Origin of the sequence: Clostridium bornimense, from assembly GCF_018917145.1 — a bacterium.
Lineage (GTDB): Bacteria > Bacillota > Clostridia > Clostridiales > Clostridiaceae > Clostridium_AN > Clostridium_AN bornimense_A.
Genome location: NZ_JAHLOD010000018.1, coordinates 26,359 through 45,192, shown reverse-complemented (window position 1 = coordinate 45,192; position 18,834 = coordinate 26,359). Strand labels below are relative to the sequence as shown.

The window sequence follows — 18,834 nt, the reverse complement described above, 5'->3', positions numbered from 1 at the left end:
TTTAACATTCGCATCTTGATTATAATATAATAAATAAAAATATACATGTTAAGCACCCTTAAACGGGTGCAATTTTTTTTCAGTTGTAAAACCCATAGGTTTATTCCGATACTCTGTCTTTATACATTATTGATAGTTCTCTATAAACCTTTCCTCAATTGAATGGTTTAATCTATTAATAAAAGGTTAGATATAAAGCTTATTATATATAAGTGAAGGAAAGAACTTTTCATATCATTATAAATAATGAAGTTAATACATTTTGGCAACCCCTAACGTGATTAACTATATTCCATTAATATTCAGTATCTAGAAAAATTAAATTTTTCTTTCCTTAGCACTCTTTGTTTTTTACGACTTTATAAAAAGTAGTTTTTTTAAGTCCCGTAAGCTTCATAGCTTTTACTTCTGTTATCTCACCAGCTTTCCATCTCCCTACAACTTCATCAAAATTTTCAGGTAATTGTATCCTTGGTCTACCATATCTATCCCATTCCCCTCGTGCTTTCATTGCTTCAATTCCTTCCCTTTGTCTTTTTTCTTTCTTTTCTACTTCCGCTTGTGCCATTGTTGCATAAAGTTCAATTAACATATTATTTATAGTTTCCATTATCATTTCTGCCATAGAGTTATTTAATTTAGATAAATCTTGAAGTGTTGTTGGTAGCTCCAGGATCATAACTCTAATTTCTTTCTCTTTAAAAAACTGCAGCTCTTTTAGTGTATCTTTTTTATTTCTTCCTAGTCTATCTAGTTCAGTGATGATTAAAGTATCACCTTTTCTTAAAATGTCATCTCTTAATACTGTGTATCTTGGCCTATTAAAATTTTTACCAGTATTCTGATCAGTGTAAATTTTTTCTAAAGCTATATTGTGAGAATTACAAAAATCTGTTATTTCCTTAATTCCCCTGTCTAAATGTTGCTCTGTTGTACTTGTTCTGTGATATCCATAAGTTGCCATAGTTAAAATACCTCATAATTTCATTTTTGATACTAATATTGTAGCAAATATGGACATAAATATAAAGACCTTTATGCGAACGTTCATAAAGTATATATGTATACAATAATGTGCTAAAATTCGATATATTTTTAATAGTTCATAAAAGTATACATTTGTGAATTAAAAAGGAAGGTGTATAATATTGAAATTAGACCAATAATATCTTATAATTCAATATAATTGATAAATTGTAATAAGGTGGTGATTTTGTGAAACTTACTTTGCATAAAGAGATAGAATCAAATTTATATTTAAAAATAATTTATGAAGGAAGTACTTATAGAATAAATGAATTTTCAGACAAATTTGAAAATCCTAATGATATTTTTTATATTGACAGACTTATTAGAAAATGTAATATAGAATATAAAGGAAATAGATTTTCTTATGATGAATTAGAAAATCTTATTTGTAATAAAATTAATAATATAGAGCTATCGGAGCAATTTGAAAAAAAAATTTATCCATTACAATATAAATTATTTGTTGTAGATAAAGATTATTATTGTGCTTCACAGTTAATTAAATCTGCTGAAAATATGTTGTCATATGGAAGATATCAATTAATTGAAGGTATGACTATTTTAGAACATAATTTTAACATTAATTGGGGCTGTGGTTATTCAGGATTATTTTTATTAAGAAGCATAAAAATAAATAATGCAATAATGTGATATAATAACTTTTTTGATTCTATTATGCAAATAATTTTTATTGCTTTTGGTATTTATAAAAAACATCCTAATTATAATGAAGATCTAAATTATGAAAGCATATTGAAATTATGCGATTATAGATATTTAAGCGAATTTTACGGAGAAAACAAGGATATCCCTCATTTTAAGGAGTTATGGAAGCTTTTATCTAAATGTCAAAATGAGAATTCTAATGTAAATAAATGGGCTAATTTTATAAAACATAAAGGAGGATTGAGATATAAAGGATTAGACGACTTTTTTGGTACTATGTTATTAGAAGATTGCAAAGGTAATAAGATTAGAGGTACTGAAGACTTTGCAATGGAATTATTAGATTTAGATGAATTAATTGACCAATTAATAATTATTAATAATAATCAAGTTAAGATTTTAAGTGAATTAATAGATTTTATTAACTTTAGCAATTCATTTACAATTGACACTCATGGTAATATAGTTATAAATAATGAAAATGAGTATAAAAAAGTTCTAATAAATTAAAATCTATTAGTTCTTACCCATAAGATGAAAAGACTGCAGTATATGCAGTCTTTTATTATTGCTTTAACATGTTGAGGAATGAAAGTCTATAATTTTTTCGGTGCTTTTATAATATTAAAAGTAAAATGAAAATTTTAATGTATGTTATACACACTCAGCTTTTAGTAATTTACATATTGAATAAAATATTTAATATATATAAAATATTACTAAAGGAGTTGGGGCTATGGTATTCAATAAAAAGTCTATGAGTGAAGAAGATATTAAAATGAAATATATAACTCCTGCTATTGAAAGAGCTGGTTGGGATATAAAAAGACAGGTTAGAGCTGAGTATACTTTTACTGATGGTCGTGTAATTGTAAGGGGAAATATAACTAGTAGGGGAAAGAAAAAGAGAGCTGATTATATATTATTTTATAAGCCTAATATTCCTTTAGCTATTATTGAAGCTAAAGATAATAAACATTCTATTGGTTCAGGTATGCAACAGGGTATAGAGTATGGCGCTATATTAGATGTTCCTTTTGTTTATAGTAGTAATGGAGATGGATTTTTAGAACATGATATGTTGAAGGGAACAGAAAGAGAATTATCTTTAGATGAATTTCCAAGTTGTGATGAATTGTGGAATAGATATATAGAAAATAAAGGATTAACTGAAGAAGAAGAGAAAATAATTACTGAGCCTTATTATTTTCAAGCTGGTGATAAGCAACCTAGATATTATCAAAGAAATGCAATAAATAGAACTATTGAAGCAATAGCTAAAGGGCAAAATAGAATACTTCTTGTTATGGCTACTGGGGTTGGTAAAACTTATGTTGCATTTAATATTATATATAGACTTTGGAAATCAAGAAGAAAGAAAAAGATATTATTTCTTGCTGATAGAAATATATTAGTTGATCAAACTATGCAAAATGATTTTAGTCCTTTTTCTAAAGTAATGACAAAGATAGAAAACAGAACTATTGATAGTTCCTACGAGGTGTATTTATCACTTTATCATCAATTATCAAGTAATGGTGATGATCCATTAGAAGTATTGAAACAATTAAGTCCTGATTTTTTTGATTTAATTGTAATAGATGAATGTCATAGGGGTAGCTCTAGAGAAGAAAGTAGATGGAGAGCAGTTCTAGAATATTTTACTACTGCTACACAAATTGGTCTTACAGCAACTCCAAAGGAAACAAAGGATGTTAGTAATATAGATTACTTTGGGAAACCTATCTATACCTATAGTTTAAAGCAAGGAATAGAAGATGGTTTTTTAGCTCCTTATAAGGTTATTAGAATTGGTCTTGATAAGGATTTAGAAGGATATAGACCTACTAAAGGTAAGGTTGATATATATGGTAATGTAATTGAGGATAGAGAATATAACGTAAAAGATTTTGATAAAAATATTGTTATAGATGATAGAACTAAAAAGGTAGCGCAGAAGGTTACTGAGTTTTTAAAGAAGACAGATAGATTTAGTAAAACTATAGTTTTTTGTGTTGATATAAATCATGCTGAAAGAATGGCACAGGCATTGAGAAATGAAAATAGAGATTTAGTAGCTGAAGATTATAGATATGTTATGACTATTACTGGAGATAATGCAGAAGGTAAAGCACAACTAGATAATTTTATTGATGAAGAAAGTCTTTATCCAACTATAGTAACCACTAGTAAACTTATGACTACTGGCGTTGATTGCAAGACTTGCAAGCTTATTGTTCTTGATAATATCTTTGGTGATAATGGTATGACAGAATTTAAGCAGATTATTGGACGTGGTACAAGATTAAAACCAGAGTATGGTAAAGAATATTTTACTATTATGGACTTTAGAAATGCTTCAAGACTTTTTGCAGATCCCGATTGGGATGGGGAACCAGTTCAGATTTATGAGCCAAACGATGATGATGACGATGTAATTCCAACTGATGGAGAAGGTGGCGATACAGATAGTGGATCATATCCTAATAATGGTGGTGGAGATATTTCTGAAGAAGGAGAAGATAACAAACCTAAAAAGTATTATGTTAATGATGTAGAAGTAAAGATTATTAGTGAGAGAGTTCAGTATTATGATAAAGATGGTAAGTTAATTACTGAATCTATTAAGGATTATTCTAAGAAAAATATTCTTAATGAATTTGCTACATTAGATCACTTTTTAAACCGTTGGAATAGTGAAGAAAAAAAGGCTGCTATTATTGAGGAATTGAAGGAGCAAGGGGTATTATTGGATGCTCTTAGAGAAGATATAGGAAATCCTGATATTGATGATTTTGATTTAATATGTCATATTGCTTTTGATAAGAAACCATTAACTAAAGCTGAAAGAGCTAATAATGTAAAGAAAAGGGGCTATCTATACAAGTATTCTGATATGGCAAAGAATGTTTTAGAAAAGTTATTAGATAGATATATGAATGAAGGTATCGTTAATTTAGAAGATACTAAAGTATTAGAATTAGATGATTTTAAGGAGTTTGGAAGTCCTTTGAAGATAGTAAAACTCTTTGGGAACAAGAAAAAATATCTCGAAGCTGTTATGGAACTGGAAAAAGAAATATATATGTAGATTGTTAAGGAATTAGAAATAATTCCTTTTTTTATAGAATTAGAAATTAATATATTTTATAATGATTTTGTGTAGATTAAGAAAGATAAAAGGGGAAATATAGATGGGGATAGATAATTTAATAAAAAGATTACAAAATATCATGCGACAAGATAGTGGTGTAGATGGTGATGCACAAAGAATAGCGCAAATTGTATGGATATTATTTTTAAAGGTATATGATTCTAAAGAAGAACTTTGGGAGTTATATGATGATGATTATGAAAGTATAATTCCAGAAGAACTTAGATGGAGAGAATGGGCTGTAGATAAAAAAGATGGGGAAGCATTAACTGGAGAAGCTTTATTAGAATTTATAAATGATAAGTTATTTCCTACATTAAAAAATTTAGAAGTAGATGAAACTACACCTAAAAGAAGTGCGATAGTTAAGGATGTTTTTGAAGATGCCTTTAATTATATGAAAAATGGTGTGTTGATAAGACAAGTAATAAACCTTATTGATGAAATAGATTTTACTGAATATACTGAAAGACATTCTTTTAATGATATATATGAAACTATTTTAAAAGATTTACAAAGTGCAGGAAAGTCTGGTGAATTTTATTCTCCAAGACCAACTACAGATTTTATTGCTGAGATGTTAGATTTAAAAATAGGACAAAAGATAGCTGACTTAGCCTGTGGTACTGGTGGTTTTTTAACATCTGCTATGAATATATTAGAAAAGCAAATTAAGACTCCTAAGGATAAAGAAATTATTAATAGTAGTATCTATGGAATCGAAAAGAAGGCATTACCACATTTATTATGTATGACTAATTTATTATTACATGATATAGATGAACCTAATATATTGCATGGCAATTCTTTAGGCAAAAATGTAAGAGAATATAAAGAAAATGATAGATTCGATAGAATTTTAATGAATCCTCCTTATGGTGGAACAGAAGAAAAAGCTATACAAATGAATTTTCCAACAGAGCTTCAAACAAGTGAAACAGCAGATTTATTTGTGGCATTAATTCTTTATAGATTAAAGAAAAATGGTAAAGTAGGAATAATCCTTCCTGATAACTTTTTATTTGGTACAGAAAATAGTCAAAAGATTCTTAAAGAAAGATTACTTACAGAATGTAACCTACATACTATAATTAAGTTACCAGCAGGTGTTTTTGCTCCATATACTTCAATAACTACTAATATGCTTTTCTTTGATAAAACTGGAGAAACTAAAAAAATTGATTATTACGACATTCCATTACCAGAAGGATATAAAAGCTTTAGTAAAACAAAACCTTTTAAATCAGTGCATTTAGATGGTGTTAGAGCCTGGTGGAATAATAGAGATAATAATGATGAAAATGCATATTCAGTGACTATAGACGAAATTAAAAACAATGGATATAATCTTGATATTAAAAATCCTAATAAGGTAACGATAGAACATGAATATACATTAAAAGAGCTTTTAGATGATTTAGATACAAGGGCTACTAATATAGTATCTTTAGTTGATAAACTAGAAAAAGCACTAGAAGGGATTGAAGAATAATGAGAGTAGATGAACTTAAAAATAAAATTCTTCAATTAGCTATACAAGGTAAGCTAGTGCCACAAGATCCAAATGATGAACCGGCATCGGTACTATTAGAAAGAATAAAGAAAGAAAAAGAACAGCTGATAAAAGAAAAGAAGATAAAGAAAGAAAAGCCATTACCTGAGATTAGTGAAGAAGAGAAGGCTTTTGAGATTCCTGAGGGGTGGGAATGGGTAAGAGCTGAATATATTACAAGTAAAATTGGGGATGGTTTACACGGCACACCAAAATATTGTAATGATGGAGAGTATTATTTCATAAATGGTAATAATCTAGTAGACGATAAAATCAAAATAAAAGAAGATACAAAAAAGGTATCCTATGATGAATATTTTAAGTATAGGAAAGACTTAAATGAAAATACTATTCTTATTTCAATAAATGGTACTATTGGAAATACTGCGTTTTATAATAAAGAAAAAGTTGTGTTGGGAAAGAGTGCTGCTTATTTAAATGTCTTTAACAAAATAACCAAGGGGTATATTGCTAAGGTGTTCAAAACAAATTTTATCATAAAACAAATAAATACTGAATTAACAGGCACCACAATAAAGAATTTATCTTTAAAAGCATTGAGAAGTCTAATAATTCCATTGCCACCACTCCAAGAACAAAAACGTATTGTAGCAAAGGTAGATGAATTATTTTCTATAATAGATAAGTTAGGTGAAAATAAAGAAGCATTATCTAAAAATATCGATATTACAAGAGATAAAGTATTACAACTAGCAATACAGGGTAAATTGGTGCCACAAGATCCAGATGATGAACCTGCATCAGTATTGTTAGAAAAAATAAAGAAAGAAAAAGAGCAGCTAATAAAAGAAAAAAAGATAAAGAAAGAAAAGCTATTGCCTGAGATTAGTGAAGAAGAGAAAGCTTTTGAGATTCCTGAGGGGTGGGAATGGTGTAGATTGGGTGAAATAGGCTCCTATAAAAAAGGACCATTTGGTAGTACCATTACGAAAAGTATGTTTGTTCCTAAATCAGAAAATACAATTAAAGTATATGAACAAAAAAATGCTATTAATAAAAATTGGAAATTAGGTGATTACTACGTAACAAAGGAATATTTTGAATCCAAATTGAAAGGATTTGAAGTATTTGAAGGAGATATTATAGTAAGTTGTGCAGGTACTATAGGTGAAACATATATTATGCCAAAGGGAATAGAACGAGGTGTTATTAACCAAGCATTAATGAAAATGAATATTTTTGATGGTATAAATATTGATTATTTTTTAATTTATTTTGAATCTATACTTAAGATTACTGCAAAAGAATCAAGTAAAGGCTCTGCTATAAAAAATATACCACCTTTTGATATCTTTAAAAAGATGTTATTTGCTTTACCACCACTCCAAGAACAAAAACGTATAGTAGCTAAGATAGATGAGATTATGGAATATTTAGATAAATTACAAGATTTAATTGATGGTAAATCTTCAGGAATCGAAGGTGTACAAGCTAAAGAAATAGCTTTAAGTAAAGCAGAAGAATTAGTATAAAAATAATAACATGGGTACATAGTTTTAGTATTAATTGCAAAGTTATAATCTGAAGGAGGTACATTTAATGGCAGATATAAAATATGAAATAGAAAAAGAATTAGGCTCAATATCAGAATCAGCTAAAGGATGGAAGAAAGAATTAAACCTTATTAGCTGGAATGGTAGAGACGCTAAATATGATTTAAGAGAATGGGCTCCAGAGCATGACAAAATGGGTAAAGGTATTACTCTTACTGTAGATGAGTTAAAAGCATTAAAAGAGTTACTTAATAATATGGATATATAGAAATAAGAATGTACGTCACGTACATTCTTATTTCTATATTATGGTATTACATTGAAATTCATATATACTTAGAATGTAATTACTTTAGAATATACTAAGATTTCTTCTAAGAAGACTATTTAAAGTATATATATTGAGGAGGTAATAGAATATGTATAATGAAGAAAAATGTTTTTTTAGTTATGAAACGATAGAAAATAAGTATATCGAGAAATTCAAATTAAATGATCTTTATCAAATACACAGTAAAGATAAAGTAAAATTAGATAAGTGGTGTATTAATTATAAAGAGAATGAAGCTATGTTATATAAGGGGTGGCTTCCTAATATAATTTTAAGATCTAATGAAGGTATTGTACGTTAATAATTTCTATAGCTTAATTCGATTATATTTGAATTTATAAATTAAGATAGTAATAGTTGATTAATACATAGAAAAATATGTATAATAAAGACATAGTATTTTTTCATTTGAATACTTTTTCTGAATATACAAAGGGAATATGTAAAGAAAAGCAGTACTATAGCCAATAGATGCTGCTTTTATATTATAAAAATAAGGCAATTTATATTATATAAAAATTTGATATAATATAAATAAGAAGAGCTTAGTGCTGGAACACTAAGCAAGTCTTAGAACATTTATTTTGTTTTAGGGCTATTGGATAAAATTTATTTGAATTTAAGAGAAAAAAGCACTATTTTGGGTTGGATGGGTGCTTTTTTTCTTTGCCATTAAATTCTATGTGAACTCCAAGAATTTTAGTTTTGATTATCATTTTAGAAATAAAAAGATTATGTTCTAGTATTAATTTATAATTTAGTGTAATATAATTAATTCATATAATTTTATCTACATTTTTTAAAACTTACGTCACGTAAGATTTTATTTTAGATTTATAATCTAAATTATAACTTTTATATAAAATATAGTATATAAAGAGGTGAACCAATGAAAGAAATTATAAAACTTCCTTCTATTTTAGAAGAATTCCTACATTACTTATTATCAGTCCAAGGACGAGCAGCTGGAACTGTAAATGGTTATTGTAGTGATTTAATCTTATTTTTAAGATATATGAAAAAAGAAAAGAAAGCATCATTAAGTAATGTAGCTATAGATTATATTACTATATCTGATATTGATAAAGAATTTATAAATAGTATTACTATAGAAGATATCCATAATCTTATTAAATATCTGGATACTACAAAAGGTAATAAGAATACTACAAGATCCAGGAAGATAACATCTATAAGAGTATTTTATAAGTATCTATTTAACATAGGAACAATAGATACAAATATCACAGAAGATTTAAAAACACCTAAGAAAACTAAGACCATGCCTGTTTATTTAAGTGAATATGAAGCTAACAATTTACTTAACATCATTGATTATTCCCATACTGTAAATAGAGAAAGAGATTACTGCATATATACATTACTACTTAATTTAGGACTTAGAATATCAGAACTTCTTAATATTAAATTTAAGGATATTCATAATGATTCTATTAAGATTCTTGGCAAAGGAAATAAAGAACGAATTGTTTTCCTTAATGAAGTATCACAACAATCAATAAATCAATATCTTGAAACTAGAAATAAAAAGTGGAATAGTAATTTAGAAGATTACTTATTTATAAGTACCAGGGGTACTAAACTAAGTCCTAGAACAGTTCAACTTAGTATTAAAAAATACTGTAGTATGGCCAATATAAATGAAGATTGTACTCCTCATAAACTACGTCATACTATGGCTACATTACTTCTTAAAAACGGAACTGATGTAAGAACACTACAAAGAATATTAGATCATGAAAGTCTTAATACTGTATCTATTTATACTCATGTTAATGATGAAGATATTAGGATGGCTATTGAAGGGAATCCGCTGAATAGGATATAACGATTTATTAAATAAATTGAATACTAGTAAAAGAGTCATTTTCTTATGTTATAATTAGCATATCATCAACAAATAAAATAGAAGGTGGTTTAATATAGATGAACATAGAAAAGTCTATTGAATATAAAGAATTAATAATTGGGATAAAAACTCAAATAAAAAACTCAAGGCAAAAAGCTCTATTATCAGTAAATAGAGAACTATTAATATTATATTGGAATATAGGAAATATAATATTAAAATTTCAAGATAAAGAAGGTTGGGGATCAAAGGTAATTGATAATATATCAAAAGAGATAAAAAATGAATTCCCAGATTTAAAAGGTTTTTCCACAAGAAATTTAAAATATATGAGAAAATTTGCACTAGAATATAAAGACATTAAATTTGTGCAAGAGGTACTTGCACAAATTACTTGGTATCAAAATATAACACTTTTAGAAAAGGTTAAAGACATAGATCAGAGAATTTGGTATATTGATAAAATCACAGAAAATGGATGGAGTAGAAATACTTTAGTACATCAAATAGAAAGCAATTTATTTGAAAGACAAAATAATGTAACAAAAACAACAAATTTTATGGAAAAATTAGAAGCGCCTAATAATAAACTTGCTGTTGAAGCATTAAAAGATCCATACATTTTTGATTTTATATCAATGACTGAAGAAATGAATGAGCGTGATATAGAAAAGCAACTAGTGAAAAAAGTTACTAAGCTATTATTGGAATTAGGTTCTGGATTTGCCTTTATCGGTAATCAATATAAGTTAAATGTAGGTGGCGATGATTATTATTTAGATTTATTATTTTATAATTTAAAGTTAAGATGTTACGTAGTTATAGAATTAAAAACAGGAAAATTTAAACCAGAATATGCAGGAAAACTTAATTTTTATCTTTCTGCTGTAGATGATATTTTAAAAACAGATATGGATAATCCATCTATAGGAATTATATTATGTAAAGAAAAAAATAGATTAGTTGCAGAATATTCTCTTAAAGATATGACAAAACCAATTGGGGTAAGTGAATATAAATTACTAGAAAAAATACCAGAAGATTTAAAAGGAACATTACCTAGTATAGAGGAAATAGAAGAAACTTTAGAATAAATTCTATTATATGCAAATTCACTATTTTATATATGTATTTCTATAGAAGCAATATATAATTTTTAAAATACCAAAGTTAACTATTGAATTTAAAAATTTGAAGGGCCAACTAGTATTTGAGTATAATAATCTTTGTCCTTTAAATGTATTAGATATAAATCATATTCCCCTCCTACATAGAGCAATTATAACCCTTATCTTTTTCACAAATTCTTTTAACTGTTTATTATTAAATATTATTTATAAAGGCATTGGAATCAATCACTCCAATGCCTTTACCCTTCCCCCTGAAACTTATCCCTAAGCTCCATAAGTATTCTATTCTTCCTTCTTAGCGCCTTCTGATAAGATATCTGATGTTTCTCAGCATACTTCCTTACAGATGTTTTATTAAAGTAAATTTCTTTAATCAGTTCTTTATCTTCATAGGTTAAATTACTTAAAACTTTACTTAACTGTTTATTATTAAGCTTAGTTAAATATGTATCTTCTAAAGTAGTTTCATCTTGTATGTTATCTATAATAGTCATTGTTTTTTCTTCATCTATGGTGTTATTTAAAGAAAGGTTATTATGCTTAACATTAGATCTTATAGTATAGTTAATAGCATTCTTAATTGCTCTGTAGGCATAGGAACAAAATGTATTAGAGTTAACATTATATTTGTTTATGGCAACTATTAGGGCAGAATAACCTACTTGATTAGTATCAAAGCCACTGATGGTTATAGGCTAATTGTTACATTTATAGGGAAAAATAACTTAATTTAATATGATTCAAATATCAGCGGAGCTATATCGCAACCTTGTAGTGAAGATAGATATATAGTGAAATCAAGTGATACTATAAGTTATAATTAATGATGTCTTTTTCTTTATATACATTAATCATTTTTATGTGATAATATATTAGGGGAGAATTTGGTAAATATAGCAAATAGGGGAATTGATTGAGATGGAAGATTATTATATATATGATCTTAGTGTATACAAGAAACAAAATGTTACCACAAATAGAAAAGCGTAAGAGTTTATAAAAGGGGGAAATGAGATGGATATCAAACTGTTTTTAAAAAATAATAAGCAAAAATATATACTACCAGTAATATATATTATATTTATATATTTATTTTCTATAAGAATTATGTATGAATTTGCAGGTTATTCTGAAATTGTAAGCAATCCTCGTTGGTATATATTTCCTTTAAGATATGGATTAATTTTAACAGGATTTTTAATGCTGTTTAATATTATAAACGCCATTTATATTTTAAAAATTAACAAGCCGTCTAAAGAAATATTATTTATAGCAATGATGATTAAAATTAGTTTTATATTACTATATATAGTATATTTTATTATTGAAGTTATTATGTTTTATACAATAATTGGTATACCGATTACAGTGACTTTTTTTATATTTGGATATATTGTTCTTATTCCATCTTCTTTTTATACAATCTGTGGACTCATAAGAGCTATTAAAAATAATGAAATATCTATTTTATATGGTATTTGTGCCAGTATACTAAGTTTCATTCTATTTTTTGATGTGTTGTCTACAATAGTTTCATATATAAAAGTTAAAAAAATAAATTTCAATACTACAGCTTTAAAGAAATGATAATGTTAAATCTAAGTTAGCATATATAGTATTAAAGTACCTATACCATCTTTATCTGTGTCAACAGCAAAATCAAGTATAAAACCAGCGTAGATATCATTTGAAATAAAGGTTAATAACTGATATTACAGAAGATTAAAAAATGTTAGCATCTTAGTTTTCATTTTTGCCTCCATATATTATACAAATTTTATTTAAGTTAAATTACATAAGTGAAATATATATAATTACTGTAGAATAACTCCTTTGGAATCTATTTTTTTAAATTCTCTGATATCCATTTCTGAATAGTTTTCTAATTTACATTTTTGGGTTATGTGTGGTTAATCATAACTATAACTAATTTTATAATAATTATTTTTGGATATACCGTAAAAATAGTTAGTCTCAGTATTGTTTATATATTTATCAATAGTATCAACGTATTTGTATATGCTATATTCAATACAGCCCACTTTTACATCTTTATTTCTATCATATAAGTCATAGTTATCACCTACTTTATAAATAGCATATCTCCAATTTCTTATGTTATATACAGAGTCTGTTGCGTTTTTATAAATAGCATATTTATTATCTGGAATTTTAGATTTAAGATATAAATCATGAATAAAAAAAATAACAATTAAAAACAATATTATGGATATAAATATAAAAGATTTATTTTTAAATAAATTACACATATAATAACCTCCTAATGATGATAGCTCTAGTATTTATAGGAGGTGAAAAAATTTTCAGCTAAAGTAGATAAAAAAGATGATTCACTTTAAGCTGAAATTTCAGCATATTAAGGAGTGTAAAGAATATTATTTAATCTTTAAAAAGACTACTTTTTAGCATACAATTTTTTTTAAATCATTTAATCCTTGTTCAATTTCGGATTTTGAAAAATTAGACTGAATAAGTTTTTCATTATCCCACTTACTGATTTCTTCATAAAATAATAAAGCTGTTTTTAAATTCTCTTTTGTTTGCCTAACTTTTATGGCTTGAAATAAAGCATTTTCTGCTTTATTTATCTTACATTCTTTTATGTATTTCCGTATTTTTAAATTTAATAATTCATCTGCTTTAAAATTCATTGTTATGGTAATAGGAATTATTTAAATTCTTAATCCAATTGATTCTTTATTTAAAATAAAAGTAGGCTTTATGCCCCAAAATTAGAAATGATATATTAAGTAAACATGAAAATTGTAGTATAATAATTTTCATAAAGGGGTGGTACTATGGTAAGAAATGAAGATTTCAATAAAGCTATTATCTGCTCTAGAACCTTAAAACCAGTACTTAAAAGTTATATAGACGGAGTAATATATGAAATAAGAGAAAGTGAAGGAATATATAGATTTAATCACGATAAGGATCTTAGAGCATTGCTTACTAATGAACATGTAATTGAAAGATTAGGAAGAGAGTTCAATGAGGATGAGATTAAAATAATATATTTTAAAACATTAGATATAATAAAGGAAAAACTTGAAGGTAATTATCGCCTAAATGAAAATAAGATAGTTACAGTAAAAAGATTAGGAGTATTATGATATGCTACTAATCTTTTTTGTTTTGAATTCTATAATTACAAGCTTTGGTGTATTAAAAAAGTTTTTGGTGTATAATATAGGTATATTATTACAAATTAGCAATTAAAAGATAGTGAATAAATAGGAATTTAGGAGCAGTACAGATATGAAAAAGTTATTAATAGTATCAGTGAAAACAATTATATTTTTTATTGGATGGGCTATAGTTGCCAGCATTATTCCATTCCCTCACTTCACCAACCCTGCAATCTGGCGTTTCTTTGCAGAACTTATCCCATTTTTGAGTATTGTTGCATTTACACTAGTTTTCACAATGATTGAAAAAAGAAAAACACCTTTGTGCCTGATTAATAAACCAGTACAGGATGCTTTATTTGGTCTTACTGGGGGTATTTTGTGGTTAGGATTAGCGATTGGATTGTTAGCACTGTTAGGTAACATTCATTTTGAGGGAATTAATAAAATTGTCCTATTATGGTTATGGATATTGTCTGCACTTATCAATACAATTATGCAGGAATTACTGGTGCGAGGCTATTTATATCAAATGATAAAGCAAAATTATAATGTAGTTGCTGCAACTGTAGTTTCTACAGCTCTATTTACATTTGCACATGGAGGAGCATTTGAAGCAGGAATTATTCCTGTGTTGAATGTCTTAACAATGAGTCTTCTTATGACTGTTGTCTTAGAATTTACGGGTTCATTATTTGCTCCAATAGTTATGCATTTTTTCTGGAATAGCATTGGTGCAATCATTCTGGGAGGAGTATCTTTAGCAGAAGATTACCCTAATTTGATCAATATGACATTTTCAGGAACCGAATTGTTGTCTGGAGGAATCTACAAAATTGAAGGAAGCGTAGTTGTTCTGGTATTGAATATAACTTTCATTTTGGGAATTATTTTAATATCAAGAAACAGACTAGAGTGTAAAAATTAAATTTCAGTTTGTAATTTAGAATAAAGCAATTTTAATGAGGAAGTACAAGGTAGTTTTTGAGTGAATTTTGAAATGTACGTGACGTAACTTTTGAAATTCATATTAAATTCTTATACTGGTCATAGACCTGTCACAAAGGATTGATATATTATAATTGTAGTTGATAGTAGTTAGTTTTTTTAATCATTTTCCCTTTATATAAATAATGAAAAGAATGGTTTTATAGGATCATTCTTTTTTGTTATGTAAAGATGCGTCTTAAGAGAACAGCTTTAGTTTCAGCACATGGGATATATAAACCCTATAGAAGTTTAGGGTCATTAGAACACTAGTAGGTGTGAACGTAGGAAACCAGTGCTGTTATGAATAGAAGATATTGGAGATAAAAAGTTTTTGGTGTATAATATAGTAATATTATTACAAATTAGCATTTAAAAGCTAGTAGATAAATAGGAATTTGCGAGGATATTAGTTATGGAATGTAAATTGTTACTCTTTGATTTAGATGGGACATTACTAAAAAGTGATAAGACCATATCAGAACATACACTTTCTGTTTTGAATGCTTGTAGAAGTAAAGGAATGATGATAGGTGTTTCCACTTCTAGAAGTGAACAAAATTCTATGACCTTTCTTTCAGAACTTCTCCCAGATATACTCATTTCTAGTGGAGGTGCGTTAGTAAAACAGAATGGTGAATACATCTATAAAGCAGAATTTTCAACAGAAGAAACAAATTATATGATTAGGAAAGTTAGAGAAATATGTGGAGCAGATTGTGAAATAACAGTGGATACAATGGAAAATCATTATTGGAATTATAAGATTGACCCTAAAAACCAAGACCAGAGTTGGGGAGATAGTATTTATACTGATTTTAAGGATTTTAATCAAGAATCATTAAAAATGTGTGTAGAAATATTTGATTCTGACAAAGCCGAAAAATTGAAAAGTATTTTAACAGATTGTGATTGTGTCAGATTTTCTGATGGCTATTGGTATAAATTCACTAAAAAAGGAGTCACAAAGGAAAAGGCAATCACAGAAATATGTCATGTATGTAAATTCGTACCGGAGAACATCATTGCATTTGGTGATGACTTTGTTGATATAGGGATGCTGAAATTATGTGGTATCGGAATTGCTATGGGAAATGCTATACGAGATGTAAAACAGATTGCTGACGTAGTAATTGGAACTAATGATAATGACGGAATAGCAGATTATCTTATAGAAACATTTGATTTATAAGGAAAATTCTGATATTTTCTAAATGCGATAAATTCTAATTTAGCGATGAGATTATTTTGTTATCTTAAGTGTCTACGAAAACATATTTTTTATAATAAATAAAAGTAGAAAAGCATATGAGGAGTGATTATATGAGATATACTTGTTCAAGTTGTAATATTCATGCTTGTAATAAGAAGGATTTTAAAAAAGCACCCAGAAATTGTCCTAGCTTAAATGAAAGAGGTAAGGAAATAGAGCAAGTTTATTTAGAAGAAGAAAACTATAAAATTGCGCAAGTATCAGCCAATATAGTAATGGAGGATTATGGTTCAAAAACAAGAATCATAGAAACTATAGATTTTGCAAAAAAATGCAAATATCAAAAAATTGGTTTGGCATTTTGTATTGGTTTACAAAAGGAAGCATTTGCTGTAGAAAAAATTTTAAGACAGCATGGATTAAATATTGAGTCAGTTATTTGTAAGGTAGGGGGAGTAAATAGAGAATTAATAGGAATATATAATTGTGAAGTACCTATGTGTAATCCTATAGCTCAAGCAGAATATTTAAATGATAAACAAACAGATTTAAATATTGTTTTAGGATTATGTGTGGGACATGACTCATTGTTTTTTAAATATTCCAAAGCTCCTGTTACTGTTTTGGCAGTAAAGGATCGGGTATTGGGGCATAATCCATTACAGGCTATTTATGAAATAGATGAAAACTGTAAAGAGAATGTAAAATAGAAGTAAAAGATATTATATTTTATTTTTATAATTATAACTTTATACTAAGAGAGAAAATTTCAAGAAGCTATAAATATAGGGATTATATAGAGCAGTAGAAAGGGTGAACGTAGAGAACCAGTGCGGCAATTGATAGAAAAAGTTGGATATAAAATTGTATTAGTATATAATTTAGATATATTACTACAAATGAGAATTTAAGAACAAGTAAAAAAATAGGGACTTATAATGAAGATTATTAATAAATTTCTAAGGTTGTGAGTTGAATTGAAATATGTATTATTAAGTGCTGATAGTGATACATCTGTGTATTTAGTTCCAGATGAAGTGGCTAATAACTTAAAAAAATACTGTATAGATTTCTGTAACAAATGGTTATATCAAAGCTCATATGCAAAAAAATATCACATAGGTGGTAGTGTTTGTTATAATGAAAAGGACTTTATTGAATATATTAACACATGGATTTTTCCAGATGAGCCATCTGTATTAATTGAAACAATTGGATGGATTAACTCAAAATCAGATATTCCTGAGAAGTATAGAGAGTGTAAATGGTTCAATTTTTAGTTACACATTTATTTAATAGTTAAATAGAAAATTTATATGGAGGATGTTTAATGAAATATTGTTGTACTGAATTAGAGAGAAAAGGAACATGTTATCATGAATTCCAGAAAGGAAAGTTCAATGATTTTTTTGGGGAGAAAGATTCTCTTTTAATACACGATGATATTTTTTATATTCTAAATTTGGCAGATTTATTTTATAGTGTTGTTACTTCATATGATGAGTCAGGAGAAACATAGATAACTTTAAGTCAATGGAATGAAATATGCTTTAGAGCATCAGAAATTGGTGGAGAAATAAAGGGGGCTATAAAAGAAGTAGATAGTTGGGCTAAAACTATTTTTGAAACTTATGATGTATTCACTATTATAGGGATATAAATTTAAAATTTTAAAGGAAGTTAACTTACCTTTAAAAAACTAAAGGTAAGTTTAAAAATATACGTGACGTAACTTTTGAAATTCATATTAAATTCTTATATTGTAATTGTAGTTAATAATAGTTAATTTTTTTAAATCATTTTCCTTTTTATAAAAAGAATGGTCTTTAAGGATCATTCTTTTTTGTTATGTAGAGAAAGAAAATTTGGAATAAAAAGTTTTTTAGATTTACTTATAATCTACATCTAATTATGTATTTATAGAGTTTATCTAAAGTATTTAGCAGCAGAATAAGGGGGAAGATCTTTGACTTCCTGACAAGAACACATGAGAATACATATATAAATATAATTATAAGCAATTTAATTTATATATAATTTTATTTATATGTTTATAAGAAATTATATTTTTATATATCTGATGTGTCTTAAGAGAGTAGCTCTAGCTTCAGCACATGAGATATATAAAGTTTAAGGAAGCTTATAAGTATAGATATTATATAGAACAGTAGCAGGGGTGAACGTAGAGAACCGGTGCGGTTATGGATAGAGGATATTGGAACTAAAAAGTTGTTGGTAT

At 26.9% G+C, this 18,834-nt stretch carries 20 protein-coding genes; 16 read left to right on the top strand and 4 right to left on the bottom strand.

Annotated elements, in window-relative coordinates:
- Positions 1 to 334 precede the first annotated feature (334 nt).
- Entirely contained in the window at positions 335 to 964 is a 630-nt protein-coding gene (locus KQI30_RS08330) for a recombinase family protein (RefSeq protein ID WP_216462845.1), read from the bottom strand.
- A gap of 251 nt (positions 965 to 1,215) precedes the next feature.
- On the opposite strand from KQI30_RS08330, the gene KQI30_RS08325 reads away from it, so the two are divergent.
- From KQI30_RS08325 to KQI30_RS08285, 9 genes are all read left to right on the top strand, one after another.
- Entirely contained in the window at positions 1,216 to 1,680 is a 465-nt protein-coding gene (locus KQI30_RS08325) for a hypothetical protein (RefSeq protein WP_216462844.1), read from the top strand.
- A gap of 24 nt (positions 1,681 to 1,704) precedes the next feature.
- The gene (locus tag KQI30_RS08320; RefSeq protein WP_216462843.1) at positions 1,705 to 2,205 is read left to right on the top strand and encodes a hypothetical protein; all 501 of its coding nucleotides are present in this window, start codon (positions 1,705 to 1,707) and stop codon (positions 2,203 to 2,205) included.
- A 226-nt stretch (positions 2,206 to 2,431) separates the two neighbouring features.
- On the top strand, positions 2,432 to 4,786 hold the full coding sequence (gene hsdR, locus KQI30_RS08315; RefSeq protein ID WP_216462842.1) for an EcoAI/FtnUII family type I restriction enzme subunit R: 2,355 nt from the start codon (positions 2,432 to 2,434) through the stop codon (positions 4,784 to 4,786).
- Between the two features lie 103 nt (positions 4,787 to 4,889).
- Positions 4,890 to 6,341, top strand: a complete 1,452-nt coding sequence (locus KQI30_RS08310; RefSeq protein WP_216462841.1) for an HsdM family class I SAM-dependent methyltransferase — start codon at positions 4,890 to 4,892, stop codon at positions 6,339 to 6,341.
- Positions 6,341 to 7,894, top strand: coding sequence for a restriction endonuclease subunit S (locus tag KQI30_RS08305; RefSeq protein ID WP_216462840.1), 1,554 nt, complete (start codon positions 6,341 to 6,343; stop codon positions 7,892 to 7,894). Before KQI30_RS08310 ends, KQI30_RS08305 begins: the two co-directional genes overlap by 1 nt.
- A 67-nt stretch (positions 7,895 to 7,961) precedes the next feature.
- Positions 7,962 to 8,183 (top strand): YdbC family protein, encoded by a 222-nt coding sequence (locus KQI30_RS08300; RefSeq protein ID WP_216462839.1) that lies wholly within the window; start codon positions 7,962 to 7,964, stop codon positions 8,181 to 8,183.
- Between the two features lie 151 nt (positions 8,184 to 8,334).
- Complete coding sequence (locus KQI30_RS08295) at positions 8,335 to 8,547, top strand: hypothetical protein (RefSeq protein ID WP_216462838.1); 213 nt, start codon at positions 8,335 to 8,337, stop codon at positions 8,545 to 8,547.
- 588 nt (positions 8,548 to 9,135) lie between these two features.
- Positions 9,136 to 10,095, top strand: a complete 960-nt coding sequence (locus KQI30_RS08290; protein ID WP_216462837.1) for a tyrosine-type recombinase/integrase — start codon at positions 9,136 to 9,138, stop codon at positions 10,093 to 10,095.
- 98 nt (positions 10,096 to 10,193) lie between these two features.
- Entirely contained in the window at positions 10,194 to 11,210 is a 1,017-nt protein-coding gene (locus KQI30_RS08285; RefSeq protein ID WP_216462836.1) for a PDDEXK nuclease domain-containing protein, read from the top strand.
- 275 nt (positions 11,211 to 11,485) lie between these two features.
- Here KQI30_RS08285 and KQI30_RS08280 read toward each other — a convergent pair whose 3' ends face one another.
- Positions 11,486 to 11,932: a sigma-70 family RNA polymerase sigma factor gene (locus KQI30_RS08280; RefSeq protein WP_367397839.1), complete on the bottom strand. Its 447-nt coding sequence runs from the start codon at positions 11,930 to 11,932 to the stop codon at positions 11,486 to 11,488.
- A 328-nt stretch (positions 11,933 to 12,260) separates the two neighbouring features.
- Between KQI30_RS08280 and KQI30_RS08275 the strand changes: the two genes are divergently transcribed.
- Positions 12,261 to 12,833: a hypothetical protein gene (locus tag KQI30_RS08275; protein WP_216462835.1), complete on the top strand. Its 573-nt coding sequence runs from the start codon at positions 12,261 to 12,263 to the stop codon at positions 12,831 to 12,833.
- A gap of 323 nt (positions 12,834 to 13,156) precedes the next feature.
- Here the strand turns inward: KQI30_RS08275 and KQI30_RS08270 are convergent, their stop codons facing one another.
- Complete coding sequence (locus KQI30_RS08270) at positions 13,157 to 13,516, bottom strand: hypothetical protein (RefSeq protein ID WP_216462834.1); 360 nt, start codon at positions 13,514 to 13,516, stop codon at positions 13,157 to 13,159.
- 153 nt (positions 13,517 to 13,669) lie between these two features.
- Complete coding sequence (locus KQI30_RS08265; RefSeq protein WP_216462833.1) at positions 13,670 to 13,918, bottom strand: DUF6483 family protein; 249 nt, start codon at positions 13,916 to 13,918, stop codon at positions 13,670 to 13,672.
- 147 nt (positions 13,919 to 14,065) lie between these two features.
- Here KQI30_RS08265 and KQI30_RS08260 point away from each other — a divergent pair, with 147 nt between their 5' ends.
- The 6 genes from KQI30_RS08260 to KQI30_RS17075 all read left to right on the top strand — a co-directional run bounded on the left by KQI30_RS08260 (position 14,066) and on the right by KQI30_RS17075 (position 18,114).
- The gene (locus tag KQI30_RS08260; RefSeq protein WP_216462832.1) at positions 14,066 to 14,380 is read left to right on the top strand and encodes a hypothetical protein; all 315 of its coding nucleotides are present in this window, start codon (positions 14,066 to 14,068) and stop codon (positions 14,378 to 14,380) included.
- Positions 14,381 to 14,525: 145 nt separating this feature from the next.
- Entirely contained in the window at positions 14,526 to 15,323 is a 798-nt protein-coding gene (locus tag KQI30_RS08255) for a CPBP family intramembrane glutamic endopeptidase (protein WP_216462831.1), read from the top strand.
- Between the two features lie 474 nt (positions 15,324 to 15,797).
- Positions 15,798 to 16,574, top strand: a complete 777-nt coding sequence (locus KQI30_RS08250; RefSeq protein ID WP_216462830.1) for an HAD family hydrolase — start codon at positions 15,798 to 15,800, stop codon at positions 16,572 to 16,574.
- Between the two features lie 131 nt (positions 16,575 to 16,705).
- Positions 16,706 to 17,305, top strand: a complete 600-nt coding sequence (locus tag KQI30_RS08245; protein WP_216462829.1) for a DUF1847 domain-containing protein — start codon at positions 16,706 to 16,708, stop codon at positions 17,303 to 17,305.
- Between the two features lie 267 nt (positions 17,306 to 17,572).
- The gene (locus KQI30_RS08240; RefSeq protein WP_216462828.1) at positions 17,573 to 17,875 is read left to right on the top strand and encodes a hypothetical protein; all 303 of its coding nucleotides are present in this window, start codon (positions 17,573 to 17,575) and stop codon (positions 17,873 to 17,875) included.
- A 50-nt stretch (positions 17,876 to 17,925) separates the two neighbouring features.
- Positions 17,926 to 18,114 (top strand): hypothetical protein, encoded by a 189-nt coding sequence (locus KQI30_RS17075; RefSeq protein ID WP_253287444.1) that lies wholly within the window; start codon positions 17,926 to 17,928, stop codon positions 18,112 to 18,114.
- The last annotated feature ends 720 nt before the right edge of the window (positions 18,115 to 18,834 follow it).

Bases quoted from the DNA above. Each gene is read 5' to 3' on its own strand.
- KQI30_RS08330 (WP_216462845.1), bottom strand. From the start codon at position 964: ATGGCAACTTATGGATATCACAGAACAAGTACAACAGAGCAACATTTA.
- KQI30_RS08320 (WP_216462843.1), top strand. From the start codon at position 1,705: ATGCAAATAATTTTTATTGCTTTTGGTATTTATAAAAAACATCCTAAT.
- hsdR (WP_216462842.1), top strand. From the start codon at position 2,432: ATGGTATTCAATAAAAAGTCTATGAGTGAAGAAGATATTAAAATGAAA.
- KQI30_RS08310 (WP_216462841.1), top strand. From the start codon at position 4,890: ATGGGGATAGATAATTTAATAAAAAGATTACAAAATATCATGCGACAA.
- KQI30_RS08305 (WP_216462840.1), top strand. From the start codon at position 6,341: ATGAGAGTAGATGAACTTAAAAATAAAATTCTTCAATTAGCTATACAA.
- KQI30_RS08300 (WP_216462839.1), top strand. From the start codon at position 7,962: ATGGCAGATATAAAATATGAAATAGAAAAAGAATTAGGCTCAATATCA.
- KQI30_RS08295 (WP_216462838.1), top strand. From the start codon at position 8,335: ATGTATAATGAAGAAAAATGTTTTTTTAGTTATGAAACGATAGAAAAT.
- KQI30_RS08290 (WP_216462837.1), top strand. From the start codon at position 9,136: ATGAAAGAAATTATAAAACTTCCTTCTATTTTAGAAGAATTCCTACAT.
- KQI30_RS08285 (WP_216462836.1), top strand. From the start codon at position 10,194: ATGAACATAGAAAAGTCTATTGAATATAAAGAATTAATAATTGGGATA.
- KQI30_RS08275 (WP_216462835.1), top strand. From the start codon at position 12,261: ATGGATATCAAACTGTTTTTAAAAAATAATAAGCAAAAATATATACTA.
- KQI30_RS08270 (WP_216462834.1), bottom strand. From the start codon at position 13,516: ATGTGTAATTTATTTAAAAATAAATCTTTTATATTTATATCCATAATA.
- KQI30_RS08265 (WP_216462833.1), bottom strand. From the start codon at position 13,918: ATGAATTTTAAAGCAGATGAATTATTAAATTTAAAAATACGGAAATAC.
- KQI30_RS08260 (WP_216462832.1), top strand. From the start codon at position 14,066: ATGGTAAGAAATGAAGATTTCAATAAAGCTATTATCTGCTCTAGAACC.
- KQI30_RS08255 (WP_216462831.1), top strand. From the start codon at position 14,526: ATGAAAAAGTTATTAATAGTATCAGTGAAAACAATTATATTTTTTATT.
- KQI30_RS08250 (WP_216462830.1), top strand. From the start codon at position 15,798: ATGGAATGTAAATTGTTACTCTTTGATTTAGATGGGACATTACTAAAA.
- KQI30_RS08245 (WP_216462829.1), top strand. From the start codon at position 16,706: ATGAGATATACTTGTTCAAGTTGTAATATTCATGCTTGTAATAAGAAG.
- KQI30_RS17075 (WP_253287444.1), top strand. From the start codon at position 17,926: ATGAAATATTGTTGTACTGAATTAGAGAGAAAAGGAACATGTTATCAT.